Raw genomic sequence first — 17,050 nt, 5'->3', positions numbered from 1 at the left:
ATCAGCTCTGGGACAGCCCCGCGGCTAGGACCAGCTCCTCCAACGCCAACAGATCCGGTACTTTCGCCACATGTTCCCCGACCTGCACGGCGGCCTGCTCCAGCCCGCACAGCGGCACGTCAACGTAGCTCAACTGGCTGTCGAGCTTGTAGGAGCGCGGGATGCCTTGGACCAGCAGGGCAATGAAGCGCAACTCCGGGCGGCCGCCCAGGGCGTTGAGCACGACGATGCGCGCGCGCTCGCCGATCATGGTTTTCTGGCCACAGGCCGACTCGAAACTCAGCAGTGGGATCTGGCGTTCGCGCCAGCTCACCCAGCCCAGAAACCAGGGCGGTGTGTCCATGTCGAACGCGCTGCTTTGGTAGTCGATCAGCTCCGCCACCGCGACATTGGGCAATACCAGATGCCGGTCGGCCAAGGGCAGCAATAACCCGGTGAGATGACTGGCGCGAAATTCATCCATGGTTTTTGCTCCAGTAAGCGATGCTGTCGAGCAGCACCGATTCCTGGTACGGCTTGCCCAGGTAATCGTTGACACCGATGGTCATGGCGCGGTCGCGATGCTTCTGGCCGGTGCGGGAGGTGATCATGATGATCGGCAAGTGCGCCAGGCTTGGGTCGTTGCGCACTTGGGTGGCGACTTCGAAGCCATCCATGCGCGGCATTTCGATGTCCAACAGCATCAGGTCAGGCGTGTGTTCGCTCAACAGGGCCATGGCGTCAACTCCGTCCTTGGCCGTGAGGACATGCATGCCATGGCGCTCCAGCAAGCGGCTGGTAACCTTGCGCACCGTCACCGAGTCGTCCACCACCAAAATCAGCAGCGGTCGCTGGGGTTCGCTCTCACTTTGGGTAGACAACTGGCGGCGCGGCACCTGGTGCGGCAAGGCGCGGATCGGCGCCAGCAGGTCGAGGATCAGCACCACCCGGCCGTCTCCCAGGATTGTCGCCCCGGACAGGCCCCGTACCGCTGAGAACTGCGAGCCGAGACTCTTGACCACGATCTCCCGGGTCCCAGCGGTGGCGTCCACCTGCACCGCGACGTGCCGTTCGTTGCACTGCACCAGCAGCACCGGCAAGGGCTGGCTTTGCCCCAGTAATTTCGGGCGGGCCGCGGTTTTCAGCAGCTCCCCCAGGTAACACAGCTCGTAGCGCTGCCCGGCGTAGGTGTAGGTGGGCGGATCGAGCTGGTAATAGCCGTCCAGTTCAGCGGGCAATACCCGGACGATGCTGTCGATGGTGTTCAACGGAATTGCGTACTGGTCTTCATGGCACTGCACCATCAACGCCCGGTTCACCGACACCGTGAACGGCAGGCGAATGCGAAAGTGCACACCCTGCCCCGGCGTCGAGTCGATGGACATCGTGCCGCCCAACTGCCGCACCTCTTCGTGGACCACGTCCATGCCGACGCCACGCCCGGAAATCTGGGTAATTTTTTCCGCCGTGGAAAAGCCTGGCTGGAGAATGAACTGCAGCACATCACGGTCACTGATGTCGCTGTCGGGCGCCAGCAAGCCACGCTTGATCGCCTTGCGCCGCACCGCGTCCAGTGGCACTCCCGCACCGTCGTCGCGAATGTCGAAGATGATGTCGCCCCCCTCCCGGGACAGGTCGAGGCTGATGCGCCCCTTGGCCGGCTTTCCGGCGGCGATACGCACATCGGCGGGTTCAAGGCCATGGTCGACGGCGTTGCGCAACATATGCTCCAAAGGCGCCGCCATGCGTTCGAGCACGTTGCGGTCCATCTCGCCCTCGGCATTGTCGACCACGAACTCGACGTCCTTGCCCAGCTCTTGGGCGACTTGCCGGACGATGCGCTTGAGTCTCGGCACCATGCGCTCGAACGGCACCATGCGCGTACGCATCAGGCCTTCCTGGAGTTCGGTATTGATGCGCCCTTGCTGTTGCAGCAGGTTTTCCGCGTCGTGATTGCTGCGGTCGAGGGTTTCCTTGAGATCGAGCAAGTCCGAAGCGGACTCGAACAGCGCCCGGGACAATTGCTGCAACTGGGAATGGCGGTCCATCTCCAAGGGGTCGAATTCTTCGTAGCCCAACCGCTCGGCTTCCGCTTGCTGGCGGCTGAGAATGCGCCCCTGGGTTTCGGTATCCAGGCGACGCAACTGATCGCGCATGCGCTCGATGGTGGTTTCCATCTCGCCCAGGGCAATACGCGCGTCGTTGACTTGTTGCTCGATACGGCCACGGAAGATCGATGTTTCGCCAGCGAGGTTGACCAGGTCGTCGAGCAATTCGGCGGAGACCTTCACTGTGTCCACGCCGTCGCCCGACATTGCGGGCTCGGGTCGCGACGGCAGCGTTGCTGGCGCCTGGATCGAGGCAGGCTCCGGTGTTGCAACAGGTTCGGGCGCCTCGTTCTCCTGCGGATGGCCCACCGCGTGGATCCGCGCGATCAACCGATCGCCTGGCGGACACGGCTGCCCTGCGCGGACCGCGTCGAGCATCTGCGCCAGTCGGTCATGACTGCTTTGCAGCAGGACAAATAGCTCGGGGCCCGGTTGCAGCAGACCCGCCGACAGGCCTTCGTAAAGGTTTTCGAGTTCATGGGCGAGATCGCCGATGGGGGCGATTTCCACCATCCGTGCGCCGCCCTTGAGGGTATGCAAGTCCCTCAGCAAGGTTTCCACGGCCTGGCGGTTGCCCGGGTCTTCCTGCCAGCGCAGCAAAGCAGCGCCGGAACTGTCGAGGATGTCGAAACCCTCCTCGAGAAAGATTTCCAGCAGCTCCGGGTCATGCCCCGTGGCATCGCTCGGACTCGCCCCCGGTGTCTCGATGGCGTTCGGCCGGTCCTGGCGGAACCGGTGGATAGCGTCGATCAGCGCAACGGGATCGCCCAGTGGCTGGCCTTGCTGCAACTGCCCGAGCAAAAGATCGAGGCGCGCGTGGCTGCTGTCGAGCAGTTGCGCCAGTTCCTCGCTGTAGCTGTAGCGGCGATCCACCAGTCCCTCATAGAGGCTTTCGAGCTCCTGGGCGAGGTCACTGACCGGCCGGATATTCGCCATGCGCGCGCCGCCCTTGAGGGTATGCAGATCGCGCTGCAGCGACGACAGCGGCGCGCCGTTGTCCGGATCGGCGAGCCAGCGCTGCAAGGCCTGGGCGGCGCTTTCCAGGATGTCCTGCGCCTCTTCGAGGAAGATCGAGGCGATGTCGTCGTCGACCGACGTCTCGGTGGTCGCGCCCTGCTCCATTTCGGCGGTCGCCTGCCCCAGCTCGCGGATGCTAAGGGTGCGACTGCCGTCGCTGCGAATCAGCCCCGTGGCGGCTGGGTCGAGACTCTCTTCGAGCAGTTTGCGCAGGGCTTGCACCCGCTCGGACCGCGAATGCACATGCTGGCCGGCCGCCAACTCGTCGAGCATGTCGATCAATGCTTCGTGGGCGCGTTGCGCTTCCTGGAAAAAGGCGTCGCTGACTGCGAGGCTGCTTTCCTCCACCGCGCCGTAGAGGTCGAGCAACGCTTCGCAGAGCTCGTCCACCGGGTGCAGGTCGGCCAGGTGCGCGCCTTCGCCCAGGGTGGTCAGCTCATCGAGCAAGGCACTCAATTCCTGGCTTTCAGCGGGATGCTGCTGCCAACGCTGCAACAGGTTCTCTGCGTCCAGCAGGATATCCATGCCTTGGGCGAGGAAGTTATTGATCAACTGCGGATCACGCTTGGTCCGCGCGCCTTGATCCGCCGCGCCAACCGCCGCCTGCAAGCGCTCGGCCAGCAGCGCCCTGGCCCGCTGGATCAAGTCGGCGGCACCGGCTATCGAAGCCAACGGTTCGCTGTGCAACTGGCGCAGGCCGCGTCGCAACAGCCCCTCGCCCTCAAGCAGCAGTTCAATCTCATCCAGGTCCAGCGCCAGCGAATGCGCCTTGTATTCCCGGGCCAGCTCGTCCAGCGCCCCGGCAAGCTCGGCAATGGGCAGCACACCGGCCATCGATGCGCTGCCCTTGAGGGTGTGCAACGCCCGTTGCAGTTCGTCGCTGGCCTGCAACGGCAGTTGTTCGGCGGCTTGATCAAGGAAGCGATCGAGCGTGGCGAGGTGCCCTTGGGCTTCGTTGTCGAAAATGTTCAGGAGCAGCGGATCGAGAGCCGTCACGTCTCGCTCGTCGTCATCGTCTTCATCGCTGCCCTTGGCAAGGGCATGGGCGCGAGCCGCCAGACGATCGACGTCGTCACGCTGGGATTGGCGGTGCGCGGCGAATTCGGCGACCAGGGCCGGCAGCAGTTGCACCGTTTCTTCAATCAACTGCCGGACCGAAGCGCCCGGCTCCACGCTGCGTTCCAGCACCCGGTTGAGCAGGTTTTCCACGGCCCAGGCCAACTCACCGAGGATCAGCGCCCGAACCATCCGGCCGCTGCCCTTGAGGGTGTGGAAGGCTCGGCGCAGTTCTGTGAGGGCGCCATGATCGTCCGGATGGGCAGCCCAGCGCGGCAGGTACTCATTCAAGACATCGAGCACTTCGGCGGTTTCCTCGAGGAACACCTCGCGCAGCTCATCGTCTATCGGGCTTTCGTCCGCCGGGGGCGGCAGCAGGCTGGCCGGCATGTTTCTCGCCGGCGGGTTGACCGCCGAGACAGGGCTGGCCAGGACTTCGGCCAAGGATTGCACGGTCTGCGGGTCGTCCAGCTCTTGCAGATCCTGCATGACCTGGGCTTCGTTGGGGCTGAGCACGTCATCGAGTAACGGCACGCGGGCTTCGTCGGGGAAATACCCGAGGGCGCCCAGGCTGCGCTCGACCCCATCAAGCAGGTTCTCGGCAGGCTTGTGGGGGTCTTCGCTCAAGCGCTCCAGGTAATATTCCAGGCCAGTGATCACGTCGGCCAGGTGATCCAGCTCTTCCCAGCCCGGTCGGGCATGCTCGAGCAACAGGTGCTCGTGGATGAAACCGTGGCAAGCCTCCACGAGGCTGGCAGCACGGGTCAACGGGATCATCGCCAGCGCACCGCGCACCTGGGTCAGCAGCGCCGGCAATGGCTGGAGCTGCTCGCTGTTCCAGTCCGCGTCGATGTAGTCGACGATCAGGTCCTTGGCCTGCTGCAGGCAGGTGTGGGCTTCCTTGATGACGATCTGGTGGATCTGGGTCAGGTCGGTGGTCGGCAGACGGTTGTCTTCGCGGCTCTCCGGCTCGACAGTGCCGACCATGCCAGCCAGGGTCGCCTCGACATAGAGCAGGGCTCCGGCGACGTCCATCAGGGTCGCGTCATCCGGCTCGCGCTGGCCCTGGGCCAGGCTCAGGACCACCGCCAACTGGTCGATGATCACTTTTCGGGGCTGGCCGAAACCCAGCACCGCCAGGGTGTCGGCGATCTGGCGCAGGGGCGCCAGCAAACTGTCCAGCTCCGTGACGTGCTGCCGATCGCTGCGCACGAACAGGTCCAGGCGTTCCTTGACCCGGACCAGTTCCTCGCAGAGCGCCGCCAGCACCGAGCGCATGGCATCGCGGTCGGGCCCGGCCAGGCGGGCCCGTTCCTCATCGACCATGGCGCTGTCGGGCAGCGCGTCGTCCAGTGAGTAGCGTTCTTTCATGATCTGCATCTGCCCGCTGGGATGTTCGGCCTTGGCAATATAGAACAACAGGCTCTTGACCAGGTGTGACGGGGCCGGTTGATTGACGCCTGGCATGCCCTGCACCAGCAGGCGCTTGAGCTCCTTGTCGGCATCCTTGAACAGGCTACGCAACGCCGGGCTGTTGGCGATGCGCCCCTCGCGCATGCCCTCGACCAATGCCGAAGCGACCTGCCACAACGCATTGAGTGGCGCCCCGGCGCACAGCGTTTCCAAACGGTGGAAGACCTTGGCCAGGTAGCCGAGGTGAGTGGCGTCGTCTTGTTCGCGCAACAACCCCACCAACGCGACCTGCAAGGTTTGGCGCAGCTTGCGCAGGGTGCCTGGCAGGTCGGCGGGTTCGAGCCGTTTCAAGGCGTCATCCCTGAGAGGCGCGACATCAGGCAACTGCGGGCTGAACAGGCTGGTCTCCGACAACAGGCTTTCGCCCCTGGCGCTGCGCAAGTCGTTGATCAACGGCAGCACCACCAGCGGCAGGTCGCGACGGGCGCCTTGCACACGTTCAAGATAGGCCGGCAATTGGCCCAGGGCCTGGCGCAACAGGCTGACGGCCTCGTCGCGGTGGGCAATACGATTGTCCTGCAGCGCGATGCACAGTTGCTCCATTTCTTCGGCGAGTAACGCCGCGCCATAAAACTCGACCATCTGCAGGCCACCGTGGACCTGATGGATACAGGCCAGGCATAGGGCAAGTGCATCCGGCGCCTGCGGGTCGTCCTCCGGACGATTGAGTGCCAGATGAGCCTGCCTCAGCGTTTCGGCAATCTCGCCCTTGACCCACTCCAGGGCCACGTAGTCGTGCCGATCACCCATATCCACTCCAAATCAACAGTCATATGCAGCAGAGTACCTCAGCCCTTTTGGCGAGGGAGCTTGCTCCCGCTGGGCCGGTTCGACGCCTCGGGCGCAACGGCCAAGGATTTTATGAGCGCTGCGCGCTCAAGCGGGAGCAAGTTCCCTCGCCACAAAAACTTCCTCGCCAGATGCGTTTTTTCAATGTGCAGCGCTGGTCAGTCACTGCTTGTCCTCATCGCCAGCCGGTGCCGGCGGCAAGGTGAAACCCGACACCGAGCGGCGCAGTTGGCTGGCCATCTTCGCCAGGTTGCCGATGCTCTCGGCGGTGGCGGTAGAGCCGGACGAGGTCTGCGAGGTGATCTGCTGAATCACGTTCATGGTCAAGGAAATCTGCCCTGCGGAGGTGGTCTGCTGCTGCGCCGCGTTGGAAATGCTCTGGATCAGCGCCGCCAGGGTCTTGGACACACCTTCGATTTCCTCCAGGGCGACGCCGGCGTCCTGGGCCAGTCGGGCACCGCGCACCACTTCGGTGGTGGTCTGTTCCATGGAGATCACCGCTTCATTGGTGTCGGCCTGGATCGCCCGCACCAGCGTTTCGATCTGCCGGGTCGCCGCCGAGGAACGCTCCGCCAACCGCTGCACTTCGTCGGCCACCACTGCGAAGCCGCGACCGGCATCACCGGCCATGGACGCCTGGATCGCCGCGTTGAGTGCCAGGATGTTGGTCTGGTCGGCGATGTCGTCGATCAGGCTGACAATGTCGCCAATTTCCTGGGACGACTCGCCCAACCGCTTGATGCGCTTGGCGGTGTCCTGGATCTGTTCGCGAATGTTATCCATGCCATGGATGGTGTTGTGCACCACCTCGTTGCCCTTGTTGGCGATTTCCACGGAGCGCTCGGCCACCGCCGACGACTCGGCGGCGTTGGCCGACACCTGGTCGATGGATTGGGCCATTTCATTGATTGAAGTCGATGCTTCTGAAATTTGCTGGGCCTGGTGCTCGGATGCCTGGGCCAGGTGCATCGCCGTGGCCTGGGTTTCCTGCACGGCGGCAGCGACCTGGCCGGCGGTGAGGTTGATGGTCGCCACCAGATCACGCAACTGATCCACCGAGTAGTTGATCGAGTCGGCGATGGTCCCGGTGAAATCCTCGGTGACCGAGGCAGTGACGGTCAGGTCGCCGTCGGCCAGGTCCTCGATTTCGTCGAGCAATCGCATGATTGCATTCTGGTTGCGCTCGTTCTTTTCCGCCGTCTCTCTCAACTGGCGGTTGGTTTCGCGAACCATGACCAGGCCGATAAGGATAATCGACATCAACGCCAGCAGGCCTAACACATAGCCGCCAATGGTGTTGACCGAACGCCCGCCCGCCAGGTTCTCGAACGCCGTGGCCAAGTGCGAGGCCTCATCGAGGAGGGTTTGCGACAGGCTGAAGATATTGCTCGCCGACTCGCGGACCTTGAACAGTTCCGGGGAGGTCTCGAGGATTTCATCCACCGAGCCCGAGACGAACTCGAACAGCTCGCTGATTTCCGACAGGCGCGCCCGGGCATCGCGATCCTGTACCTGGGGGATCTTCAAGGTCGGGTCCCCTTGCAGCATGCCGTTGAGCACCTGGCCGAAACGCGCGGCGTCGCGGCCAAAGGTATCGGCGGCTTGGCTGGCATTTTCATCGCCGGCCAATACGGTATTCACCGCGCCGAGGATGCGTTCGGCCAGCAGCGACTGGCGCTGGGCCATGGCCACCTGGGCGGCCGGCGCTCCACGTTGCAGGAGGATCTCGACGACTTTTTCATACTCGACCTGCAGTTGCGGAACGGTTTCGGCCAGGGTCGCCGCGACTTGATGCAGCGACAGGACGGTTTGCTCGCTGGAGAGGATGGCATCGGTATTCTTCAGCAGCCGCTCCCAGTCCAACTGCACGGCACGCATCTGCGGACGCAGGGTGGCGGGCGCTGGCGGCAGGCCGGTCACCGGATCGCCCTGTTTCAGGTAGCCCCAGCGCTGGGCGAAGTCGTTGCGCGCATCGCTCAGCAGCTTGAACGCAGCCGCCTTGCCGGCCGCGGCCTCGGTGGCGTTCTTGGCGATGCGCTGGGACAACACCCGCAGCTCACCGGCATGGCCGATGTACTGTTTGTCATAGGTGGACTGGACGTTGAGGTACGCGAAATTGGCGAACAACAGCATGATGAAGACAATCAGCGCGACGAACAGCACGATGATCTGCGAACGACTGCGCGACGCTTCCAGTGGCTTGCCTGTTTTTGCTTTGATCATCGGTTCTCGCCTGTCCCCAAAACCCCAAACCACCGCCATTCAAATGTGGGAGCGAGCTTGCTCGCGATAGCGGCGGTACAGCTTGCATCAATGTTGACTGCACTGGCGCCATCGCGAGCAAGCTCGCTCCCACAGGGGCCGCGCTGCGGCCTGTTAAACCGCCACATCCATGAACCCCGGCGAACGCGCCAAGGCAAACGGGCTGAACACCTGCCATTGCCGCTCGCCGGCGAAACGGCCCTGGACGTACGCCGATTCCGGGCGATCCAAGGAGGCCGTGGGAATCGCTTCAAGGCTGTCCTTGGCAAAATGCTGCAAGCCGAGCACTTCGTCCACCAGCAAACCGGCGAAGACTTCGTCATGGTCCACCACCAATACCCGCCGCTGCTTGCGCACGCTGGACAGTTCATGGCCGAAAAAACCGCACAGGTCCATCAGCGGCAACAAGCGCCCCCGCAGGTTGGCCACTCCGCGAACCCATGGCTTGACCCCGGGCAACGAGGTGTGGCGCGGCTCATGCAGCACTTCACTCACTTCGCCCATGGGCGCCACGTACCAATGTTCGCCCAGGCGAAAACCGATGCCGCTCCAGCTGTCCCGGTGCATGGGCTGGGACGGGAGGTCCGCGCCCAGCAACCGGCAGCGTCGATCGATCTGAAGCAACAGTTCGAATGCGGTCAGGGAGTGGCTCATGCCCGCGTCGTCAGCCTTCCAGCACTTTGTTCAGGGTCGTGATCAGGGTGTCCTCGTCCACCGGCTTGGTCAGATAGTCCTTCGCACCCTGGCGCGTACCCCAGACCTTGTCGGTGTCCTGGTCCTTGGTGGTGATGATGATCACGGGGATGTGTCCGGTATCAGGATCCTTGGTCAGCTGGCGCGTGGCCTGGAAACCGTTGAGGCCGGGCATGACGATATCCATCAATACCGCATCGGGTTTTTCCTGGCGGGCCAATGCCACGCCATCGGCGCCGTTTTCGGCCTTCAGGACCTCATGGCCGTGCTTTTCCAGCATGCCGGTGAGCTTGTACATCTCAGTCGGCGAATCATCGACGATCAGAACGCGTGCCATGGTGTTCCCCATTCTTCTGGACCTCGGGCCCGAGGCCGAGCGTCATTAATGTGCCTGGTGCGACTGGACAGCGGCAAAGCCCGGGACATGGGCCTGTATCGCGCCCAGCAGTTCTTCCTTGCTGAAAGGCTTGGTCAGGAATTGATCGGAGCCGACGATGCGCCCCTTGGCCTTGTCGAACAGACCATCGCGGGACGACAGCATGATCACGGGCGTCGCCTTGAAGGCGCTGTTGTTCTTGATCAGGGCGCAGGTCTGGTAACCGTCCAGGCGCGGCATCATGATATCGACAAAGATAATGCCTGGATGATGATCGACGATCTTGGCCAGGGCATCGAAGCCGTCGACCGCCGTTATCACTTCGCAACCAACGTTGCGCAGCAGGGTTTCGGCGGTGCGGCGGATGGTCTTCGAGTCGTCGATGACCATCACCTTCAAAGCGCTGGGTTGCTGCTGCGTAAGATGCTCTGCCATTGCCACTGCGAACCGGTTTTTAACGCATAAGTGTGATCGACAGCGCAAACCCTTGATGTTCAAGGCCCGCACGTCACATGGCAGCCTTTTTAGCACAGTCTCCAGCAACGATCTATCCGCCGCTCGGTACGGTGGTTTTTCCTTGACCGCCAATCTTCGGGGCGCCACTCTGACGCCACTTTTTCAGCCATTTGTGCCCATCAAATTTCGAGGAACCAAGCCATGAGCGTACGCGTCGGCATTGTCATGGACCCAATCGCCAGCATTTCCTATAAGAAGGATAGCTCGCTGGCCATGCTGCTGGCCGCTCAAAAGCGCGGCTGGGAGTTGTTCTACATGGAACAGCGCGACCTCTACCAGGCCGAAGGCCAGGCCCGGGCACGGATGAAGCCGCTGAAAGTCTTCGCCAACCCCGAGAAATGGTTCGAATTGGGTGACGAGAACGACGCGCTGCTAAGCGACCTGGACGTGATCCTGATGCGCAAGGATCCGCCGTTCGACATGGAATTCGTGTATTCCAGTTATCTGCTGGAACAAGCTGAAAGCGCCGGCGTGCTGGTGGTCAACAAGCCACAGAGCCTGCGCGACTGCAACGAAAAGCTGTTCGCCACGCTATTCCCGCAATGCACGCCGCCCACCATCGTCAGCCGTCGCCCGGACGTGTTGCGCGAATTTGCCGATCATCATGGCGACGTCATCCTCAAGCCCCTGGACGGCATGGGCGGCTCTTCGATCTTCCGCCACACCGCAGGCCATCCGAACCTGTCGGTGATCCTGGAAACCCTGACCTTGCACGGCCAGCAACAGATCATGATCCAGGGCTACCTGCCGGCTATCGTCGACGGCGACAAGCGCATCCTGATGATCGACGGCGAACCCGTCGATTATTGCCTGGCGCGCATCCCGGCGGCCGGCGAAACCCGTGGCAACCTGGCGGCCGGTGGTCGTGGCGAAGCTCGTCCGCTGACCGACAAGGATCGCTGGATCGCCGCCCAGGTCGGCCCGACGCTGCGCGAGAAAGGCCTTCTATTCGTCGGCCTGGACGTGATCGGCGAGCATCTGACGGAGATCAACGTCACCAGCCCGACCTGCATCCGCGAGATCGACAATGCCTTCGGCACGGACATCGGCGGCATGCTGATGGACGCCATCGAGAAGCAGCTGCAAGCGGCAAGCCACACGCGGCAAGCTTGATGCAGCTTGTCGCTTGCTGCTTGAGGCTTGAAGCTAAAAACCAACATTGCGTTATCATGCCCGGCCTGTGAAACCCGCGATGTTGGTTTTTTTGCCATGACACTCCCGTCCGATCTGCCCCAAGAGCTCGCCCATCGTGGCGTGCGCCCGGCTGATCGCCTTGGCTTCACCCTTTTCCTGGCGGCATTGATCCACCTGGCGCTGTTGTTGGGCGTCGGCTTTGCCACGGTCGAACCCAAGCAGATCAGCCAGACCCTGGAAATCACCCTGGCCACCTTCAAGAGCGAAACCAAGCCACAGAAGGCGGACTTCCTGGCCCAGGAAAACCAGCAGGGCAGTGGCACCCTGGAAAAGAAAGCGACCCCCAAGACCACCGAGATCGCGCCGTTTCAAGACAATAAAGTGCAGAAGGTGACCCCGCCGCCCACGGCCAAGCCGGAGGTCCAGGAGACGGCGCCCAAGGCTGCCGTGACCACCGTGGCGCCGAAGCCGAAAAAAGCCCCGGTAAAGGAAGAGGTCAAGCCCGATCCGAAACCCAAGGCGCCAGAACCGACTTTCGACAGCTCGCAGTTGTCCAGCGATATCGCCAGCCTGGAAGCCGAACTGGCCCAGGAACAGCAGTTGTACGCCAAGCGCCCGCGCATCCATCGCCTGAGCGCAGCTTCGACCATGCGCGACAAGGGCGCCTGGTACAAGGACGAGTGGCGCAAGAAGGTCGAGCGCATCGGCAACCTGAACTACCCCGACGAAGCCCGGCGCAAGCAGATCTACGGCAACCTGAGATTGATGGTTTCGATCAACCGTGATGGCTCGCTGTACGAAGTGCTGGTGCTCGAATCCTCCGGCCAGCCGCTGCTGGACCAGGCGGCCCAGCGAATCGTGCGCCTGGCCGCGCCCTTCGCACCGTTTACTGGTGACCTGTCGGACATCGACCGCCTGGAAATCATCCGCACCTGGAAGTTCGCCCGGGGTGATCGGCTGTCCAGTAACTGATCTTCAGACAGTATCAATACCCTGTGGGAGCGAGCTTGCTCGCGATAGCCATCGATCATTCAGCATGAATGGCGACTGACACACCGCATCGCGAGCAAGCTCGCTCCCACAGGGGATTGGTGACAGCCCCAAGCATTTCCCAGCTTGTCAGTTCGCCCCCACGCCGCCACACTAGCGCCTATGAAAAACGTCAGCCCCACCTACCTCAAGCATCACTTCCTGATCGCCATGCCGCACATGGCCGATCCGAATTTTGCCCATACCTTGACCTACATCGTCGAGCACACGGCCAATGGGGCCATGGGACTGGTGGTCAATCGCCCACAGGAGCTGAACCTGGCGGATATCCTCGAGCAACTGCGCCCCGAGGTCGAGCCGCCATTGCTGTGCCAGCATGTGCCGATTTTCATCGGTGGCCCGGTGCAGACCGATCGCGGTTTCGTGCTCCACCCGTCGGGTCCCAAATTCCAGGCCACCGTCGAATTGAACGGTGTGTCGCTGTCCACATCCCAGGACGTGCTGTTTGCCATCGCCGACGGCGTCGGCCCGGAAAAGAGCCTGATCGCCCTTGGCTATGCCGGCTGGGAACCCGGGCAACTGGAAGCCGAACTGGCCGACAACGCCTGGCTGACCTGCCCGTTCGACGCCGACATCCTGTTCAACACCAGCAGCGAACTGCGCCTGGAAGCGGCCGCCAGCAGGCTGGGCGTCAACCTCAGCTTGCTCACCAGCCAGGCAGGACACGCCTGATGGCTCTCCGCCTGCTGCTGGGCTTCGACTACGGCACCAAACAGATCGGCGTTGCGGTCGGCCAGGTCGTCACCGGCCAGGCCCGCGAACTGTGTACCTTGAAGGCACAGAACGGCGTTCCGGACTGGAACCAGGTCGAAGCGCTGATCAAGGAATGGAAACCCGACGCCGTGGTGGTCGGCCTGCCGTTGAACATGGACGGCACGCCCAGCGACATGTGCGTGCGCGCGGAGAAATTCGCCCGACGGCTCAACGGCCGCTTCAATCTGCCCTTCTATACCCATGACGAACGCCTGACCACGTTCGAGGCCAAGGGCGAACGCCTAGTCCGCGGTGGGCAGAAAGGCAGTTACCGCGACAACCCGGTGGACGCCATCGCCGCCGCCCTGCTGCTGCAAGGCTGGCTCGATGCCAACGCCGCCCTGTTCAAAACCTGATTTTCTGAAAGCGCCGCGAGGCGCTTTCTTTTAGCGATAAACCGAGTCACCAGCACCGACCCGGAAACCTGAAGGAGCCAGCATGAGCCTGCCCAATCCCGCCGAACTGATCAGCCAGATGGCGATCCGTCTCACGGCGCACCTGGAACAACGCGGCATTAGCGAACCGCGCTACATCGGCATTCGCACCGGCGGCGTCTGGGTTGCCCAGGCCTTGCTCGATGAACTGGGCAGCGATTCGCCGCTGGGTACCCTGGATGTGTCCTTCTACCGCGATGACTTCAGCCAGAACGGCCTGCATCCACAAGTACGTCCCTCGGCCCTGCCGTTCGAGATCGAAGGCCAGCACCTGGTGCTGATCGACGACGTGCTGATGAGCGGCCGGACCATCCGCGCCGCCATGAACGAACTGTTCGACTATGGCCGCCCGGCCAGCGTGACGCTGGTGTGCCTGCTGGACCTGGACGCCGCCGAGCTGCCGATCCGCCCGAACGTGGTCGGCGCGACGCTGACGCTGGCCACCCATGAGCGGGTCAAGCTCTCCGGGCCGTCGCCGCTGCAACTCGAACTGCAAGATCTTGCCCTTTAACTGCCCTTGTAAGAGTCCATCGCGATGACGCCTCTCGAAACCAAGCGCCCGCTGCAGCTCAACGATCAGGGCCAGCTGCGGCATTTCCTGTCCCTCGACGGCCTGCGCCGCGAGCTGCTGACGGAAATCCTCGACACCGCCGACTCATTCCTCGAAGTCGGCGCCCGAGCGGTGAAGAAAGTCCCGTTGCTGCGCGGCAAGACCGTGTGCAACGTCTTTTTTGAAAACTCCACCCGCACCCGCACCACCTTCGAACTGGCGGCCCAGCGGCTGTCGGCGGATGTGATCAGCCTCAACGTGTCCACATCCTCGGCGAGCAAGGGCGAGACCCTGCTCGACACCCTGCGCAACCTCGAGGCCATGGCCGCCGACATGTTCGTCGTGCGCCACGGTGACTCCGGCGCGGCACACTTCATCGCTGAACATGTCTGCCCGCAAGTGGCGATCATCAACGGCGGCGACGGCCGTCACGCCCACCCGACCCAGGGCATGCTCGACATGCTGACCATCCGTCGTCACAAAGGCAGCTTTGAAAACCTGTCGGTAGCGATCGTTGGCGACATCCTGCATTCGCGGGTGGCGCGCTCGAACATGCTGGCCCTCAAGACGCTGGGCTGCCCGGACATCCGCGTAATCGCGCCGAAAACCCTGCTGCCCATCGGCGTCGAGCAGTACGGCGTGAAGGTCTACACCGACATGACCGAAGGCTTGAAGGACGTGGACGTGGTAATCATGCTGCGCCTGCAACGCGAGCGTATGACCGGCGGGCTGCTGCCCAGCGAAGGCGAGTTCTACCGCCTGTTCGGACTGACCACGGCACGCCTGGCCGGAGCCAAGCAGGACGCCATCGTCATGCACCCGGGGCCGATCAACCGCGGCGTGGAGATCGAGTCGGCGGTGGCCGACGGGCCGCGTTCGGTGATTCTCAACCAAGTGACCTACGGCATCGCCATCCGCATGGCCGTGCTGTCCATGGCCATGAGCGGGCAAACGGCCCAGCGCCAACTCGACCAGGAGAACGCCCAGTGAAGCTCAGCATTCTCGGCGCACGCGTGATCGATCCGGCCAGCGGCCTGGATCAAGTGACTGACATTCATATCGATGCCTGCAAGATCGTCGCTCTGGGCGCCGCGCCGGCAGGCTTCGCGGCGGTCGAGACCCTCGACGCCCACGGCCTGGTAGCCGCCCCCGGTCTGGTTGACCTCAACGTCGCCCTGCGCGAGCCGGGCTACAGCCGCAAAGGCAGCATCATCAGCGAAACCCGGGCGGCCGCCGCCGGTGGCGTGACCAGCCTGTGCTGCCCACCGCAAACCAAACCGGTGCTGGACACCTCGGCCGTGGCCGAACTGATCCTCGACCGCGCCCGCGAAGCCGGCAACACCAAGGTCTTCCCCATTGGCGCACTGAGCAAGGGCCTGGAAGGCGAGCAACTGGCCGAGCTCATCGCCCTGCGCGATGCCGGTTGCGTGGCGTTCGGCAATGGCCTGAACAATTTCCGCAACACCCGTACCCTGTGCCGCGCGCTGGAATATGCGGCGACCTTCGGCCTGACGGTGATCTTCAACTCGCAGGACCTTGACCTGGCCGAAGGCGGCCTGGCCCACGAAGGCCCCACCGCCAGTTTCCTTGGCCTGCCGGGCATCCCGGAAACCGCCGAGACCGTGGCACTTGCCCGGGACCTGCTGCTGGTGGAGCAAAGCGGCGTGCGCGCGCACTTCAGCCAACTGACCAGCGCCCGCGGCGCCGCGCTGATCGCCCAGGCCCAGGCACGTGGTTTGCCAGTGACCGCCGATGTGGCGCTGTACCAGTTGATCCTCACCGACGAAGCGCTGATCGACTTCAATAGCGTCTATCACGTCCAGCCGCCGCTGCGCACCCGCGCCGACCGCGATGGCTTGCGCGAGGCGGTGAAGTCCGGGGTGATCTCGGCCATTTCCAGCCATCACCAACCCCACGAGCGCGATGCCAAGCTGGCCCCCTTCGGCGCCACCGAGCCGGGCATCAGCAGCGTCGAGCTGTTGCTGCCGCTGGCCATGACACTGGTGGAAGACGGATTACTGGATCTACCGACCCTGCTGGCACGCCTGAGCGCCGGCCCGGCCCAGGCGCTGCAATTGCCTGCCGGGAAACTGGCCGTGGGTGCCGCGGCGGACCTGGTGCTGTTCGACCCCGCCGCGTCCACCGTGGCCGGTGAAGCCTGGCGTTCCAAGGGTGACAACTGTCCGTTCCTGGGTCACAGCCTGCCGGGGGTGGTGCGCTATACCCTGATGGATGGGCGGATCACTCACCAGGTTTGATACCGCGTCGTCCCTATCGCGAGCAAGCTCGCTCCCACAAGGGGATCTTTGGTGAACACAGGATATGTGAACACCCTCGATCCAGTGTGGGAGCGAGCCTGCTCGCGAATGCAGGCGACACGATCAACCTGTCTTAATGGAAAGCCCCACGCTTCTGCGCATTACGAATCGAGACCTGGTCATTCAGCGTCCAGAAGTCATACAGCACCCCCAGGAAAAACACCCCACCGGTCAGCAGGTAAAGGAGCCCACTGAGCCACTTGCCTTGGTACATGCGATGCACACCAAGCACCCCGAGGAACGTGAGCAGGATCCACGCCACGCTGTATTCGATGGGGCCAGGGGTAAAGCGCAGGTCCGCTTCGCGGTCCATGGCAGGGATCAGGAACAGGTCGATCAGCCAGCCAATGCCCAGCAGGCCGAAGGTGAAAAACCAGATCGTGCCGGTCACCGGCTTGCCGTAATAGAAACGGTGAGCGCCGGTAAACCCGAGAATCCAGAGCAGATACCCGATGACTTTGCTGTGGGTATCGCGGATTGCGTCCTGTTGATAGCTGTTCATGAATGGTCTCTTTTGCCTCGATAGAAAAATTTGTTCGGAC

Annotated in this window: 14 protein-coding genes; 7 read left to right on the top strand and 7 right to left on the bottom strand. The window is 63.1% G+C overall.

The features are described from left to right. Window position 1 precedes the first annotated feature (1 nt). From J3P81_RS01675 to pilG, 6 genes are all read right to left on the bottom strand, one after another. The gene (locus J3P81_RS01675) at window positions 2-463 is read right to left on the bottom strand and encodes a chemotaxis protein CheW (RefSeq protein WP_434561819.1); all 462 of its coding nucleotides are present in this window, start codon (window positions 461-463) and stop codon (window positions 2-4) included. After that, entirely contained in the window at window positions 456-6,383 is a 5,928-nt protein-coding gene (locus tag J3P81_RS01670) for an Hpt domain-containing protein (protein ID WP_434561817.1), read from the bottom strand. The genes J3P81_RS01675 and J3P81_RS01670 overlap by 8 nt, the downstream gene beginning before the upstream one ends. Before the next feature lie 201 nt (window positions 6,384-6,584). Beyond that, the gene (locus tag J3P81_RS01665; RefSeq protein ID WP_434561815.1) at window positions 6,585-8,645 is read right to left on the bottom strand and encodes a methyl-accepting chemotaxis protein; all 2,061 of its coding nucleotides are present in this window, start codon (window positions 8,643-8,645) and stop codon (window positions 6,585-6,587) included. Between the two features lie 153 nt (window positions 8,646-8,798). Next, window positions 8,799-9,338, bottom strand: coding sequence for a chemotaxis protein CheW (locus tag J3P81_RS01660; RefSeq protein WP_420765020.1), 540 nt, complete (start codon window positions 9,336-9,338; stop codon window positions 8,799-8,801). Window positions 9,339-9,348: 10 nt separating this feature from the next. Continuing rightward, window positions 9,349-9,714: a twitching motility response regulator PilH gene (pilH, locus tag J3P81_RS01655; protein WP_420765021.1), complete on the bottom strand. Its 366-nt coding sequence runs from the start codon at window positions 9,712-9,714 to the stop codon at window positions 9,349-9,351. A 45-nt stretch (window positions 9,715-9,759) separates the two neighbouring features. Beyond that, entirely contained in the window at window positions 9,760-10,188 is a 429-nt protein-coding gene (gene pilG, locus J3P81_RS01650; RefSeq protein WP_434561813.1) for a twitching motility response regulator PilG, read from the bottom strand. A gap of 222 nt (window positions 10,189-10,410) precedes the next feature. On the opposite strand from pilG, the gene gshB reads away from it, so the two are divergent. From gshB to J3P81_RS01615, 7 genes are all read left to right on the top strand, one after another. Further along, window positions 10,411-11,382 (top strand): glutathione synthase, encoded by a 972-nt coding sequence (gene gshB, locus J3P81_RS01645; RefSeq protein ID WP_434561811.1) that lies wholly within the window; start codon window positions 10,411-10,413, stop codon window positions 11,380-11,382. Between the two features lie 96 nt (window positions 11,383-11,478). After that, window positions 11,479-12,375, top strand: a complete 897-nt coding sequence (locus tag J3P81_RS01640; RefSeq protein ID WP_420765024.1) for an energy transducer TonB — start codon at window positions 11,479-11,481, stop codon at window positions 12,373-12,375. Between the two features lie 180 nt (window positions 12,376-12,555). Beyond that, window positions 12,556-13,125, top strand: coding sequence for a YqgE/AlgH family protein (locus J3P81_RS01635; RefSeq protein ID WP_434561809.1), 570 nt, complete (start codon window positions 12,556-12,558; stop codon window positions 13,123-13,125). After that, window positions 13,125-13,562: a Holliday junction resolvase RuvX gene (gene ruvX / locus J3P81_RS01630; protein ID WP_434561807.1), complete on the top strand. Its 438-nt coding sequence runs from the start codon at window positions 13,125-13,127 to the stop codon at window positions 13,560-13,562. Before J3P81_RS01635 ends, ruvX begins: the two co-directional genes overlap by 1 nt. Before the next feature lie 82 nt (window positions 13,563-13,644). Further along, window positions 13,645-14,151: a bifunctional pyr operon transcriptional regulator/uracil phosphoribosyltransferase PyrR gene (gene pyrR, locus J3P81_RS01625; RefSeq protein ID WP_420765026.1), complete on the top strand. Its 507-nt coding sequence runs from the start codon at window positions 13,645-13,647 to the stop codon at window positions 14,149-14,151. A 24-nt stretch (window positions 14,152-14,175) separates the two neighbouring features. Then, on the top strand, window positions 14,176-15,180 hold the full coding sequence (locus J3P81_RS01620; RefSeq protein ID WP_434561805.1) for an aspartate carbamoyltransferase catalytic subunit: 1,005 nt from the start codon (window positions 14,176-14,178) through the stop codon (window positions 15,178-15,180). After that, window positions 15,177-16,448: a dihydroorotase gene (locus tag J3P81_RS01615; RefSeq protein WP_434561803.1), complete on the top strand. Its 1,272-nt coding sequence runs from the start codon at window positions 15,177-15,179 to the stop codon at window positions 16,446-16,448. Before J3P81_RS01620 ends, J3P81_RS01615 begins: the two co-directional genes overlap by 4 nt. Window positions 16,449-16,581: 133 nt before the next feature. Here J3P81_RS01615 and J3P81_RS01610 read toward each other — a convergent pair whose 3' ends face one another. Then, window positions 16,582-17,010, bottom strand: coding sequence for an NINE protein (locus tag J3P81_RS01610; protein WP_420765029.1), 429 nt, complete (start codon window positions 17,008-17,010; stop codon window positions 16,582-16,584). Between the last annotated feature and the right edge of the window lie 40 nt (window positions 17,011-17,050).

The sequence above is a fragment of the Pseudomonas sp. R1-6 genome, assembly GCF_051132115.1.
GTDB lineage: Bacteria > Pseudomonadota > Gammaproteobacteria > Pseudomonadales > Pseudomonadaceae > Aquipseudomonas.
Note: the sequence above shows the minus strand (reverse complement) of the source record. Positions and strands in the feature narration are given on the sequence as shown.

Bases quoted from the DNA above. Each gene is read 5' to 3' on its own strand.
- J3P81_RS01670 (WP_434561817.1), bottom strand. From the start codon at position 6,383: ATGGGTGATCGGCACGACTACGTGGCCCTGGAGTGGGTCAAGGGCGAG.
- J3P81_RS01660 (WP_420765020.1), bottom strand. From the start codon at position 9,338: ATGAGCCACTCCCTGACCGCATTCGAACTGTTGCTTCAGATCGATCGA.
- J3P81_RS01675 (WP_434561819.1), bottom strand. From the start codon at position 463: ATGGATGAATTTCGCGCCAGTCATCTCACCGGGTTATTGCTGCCCTTG.
- ruvX (WP_434561807.1), top strand. From the start codon at position 13,125: ATGGCTCTCCGCCTGCTGCTGGGCTTCGACTACGGCACCAAACAGATC.
- J3P81_RS01640 (WP_420765024.1), top strand. From the start codon at position 11,479: ATGACACTCCCGTCCGATCTGCCCCAAGAGCTCGCCCATCGTGGCGTG.
- gshB (WP_434561811.1), top strand. From the start codon at position 10,411: ATGAGCGTACGCGTCGGCATTGTCATGGACCCAATCGCCAGCATTTCC.
- J3P81_RS01635 (WP_434561809.1), top strand. From the start codon at position 12,556: ATGAAAAACGTCAGCCCCACCTACCTCAAGCATCACTTCCTGATCGCC.
- pilG (WP_434561813.1), bottom strand. From the start codon at position 10,188: ATGGCAGAGCATCTTACGCAGCAGCAACCCAGCGCTTTGAAGGTGATG.
- pyrR (WP_420765026.1), top strand. From the start codon at position 13,645: ATGAGCCTGCCCAATCCCGCCGAACTGATCAGCCAGATGGCGATCCGT.
- pilH (WP_420765021.1), bottom strand. From the start codon at position 9,714: ATGGCACGCGTTCTGATCGTCGATGATTCGCCGACTGAGATGTACAAG.
- J3P81_RS01665 (WP_434561815.1), bottom strand. From the start codon at position 8,645: ATGATCAAAGCAAAAACAGGCAAGCCACTGGAAGCGTCGCGCAGTCGT.
- J3P81_RS01610 (WP_420765029.1), bottom strand. From the start codon at position 17,010: ATGAACAGCTATCAACAGGACGCAATCCGCGATACCCACAGCAAAGTC.
- J3P81_RS01620 (WP_434561805.1), top strand. From the start codon at position 14,176: ATGACGCCTCTCGAAACCAAGCGCCCGCTGCAGCTCAACGATCAGGGC.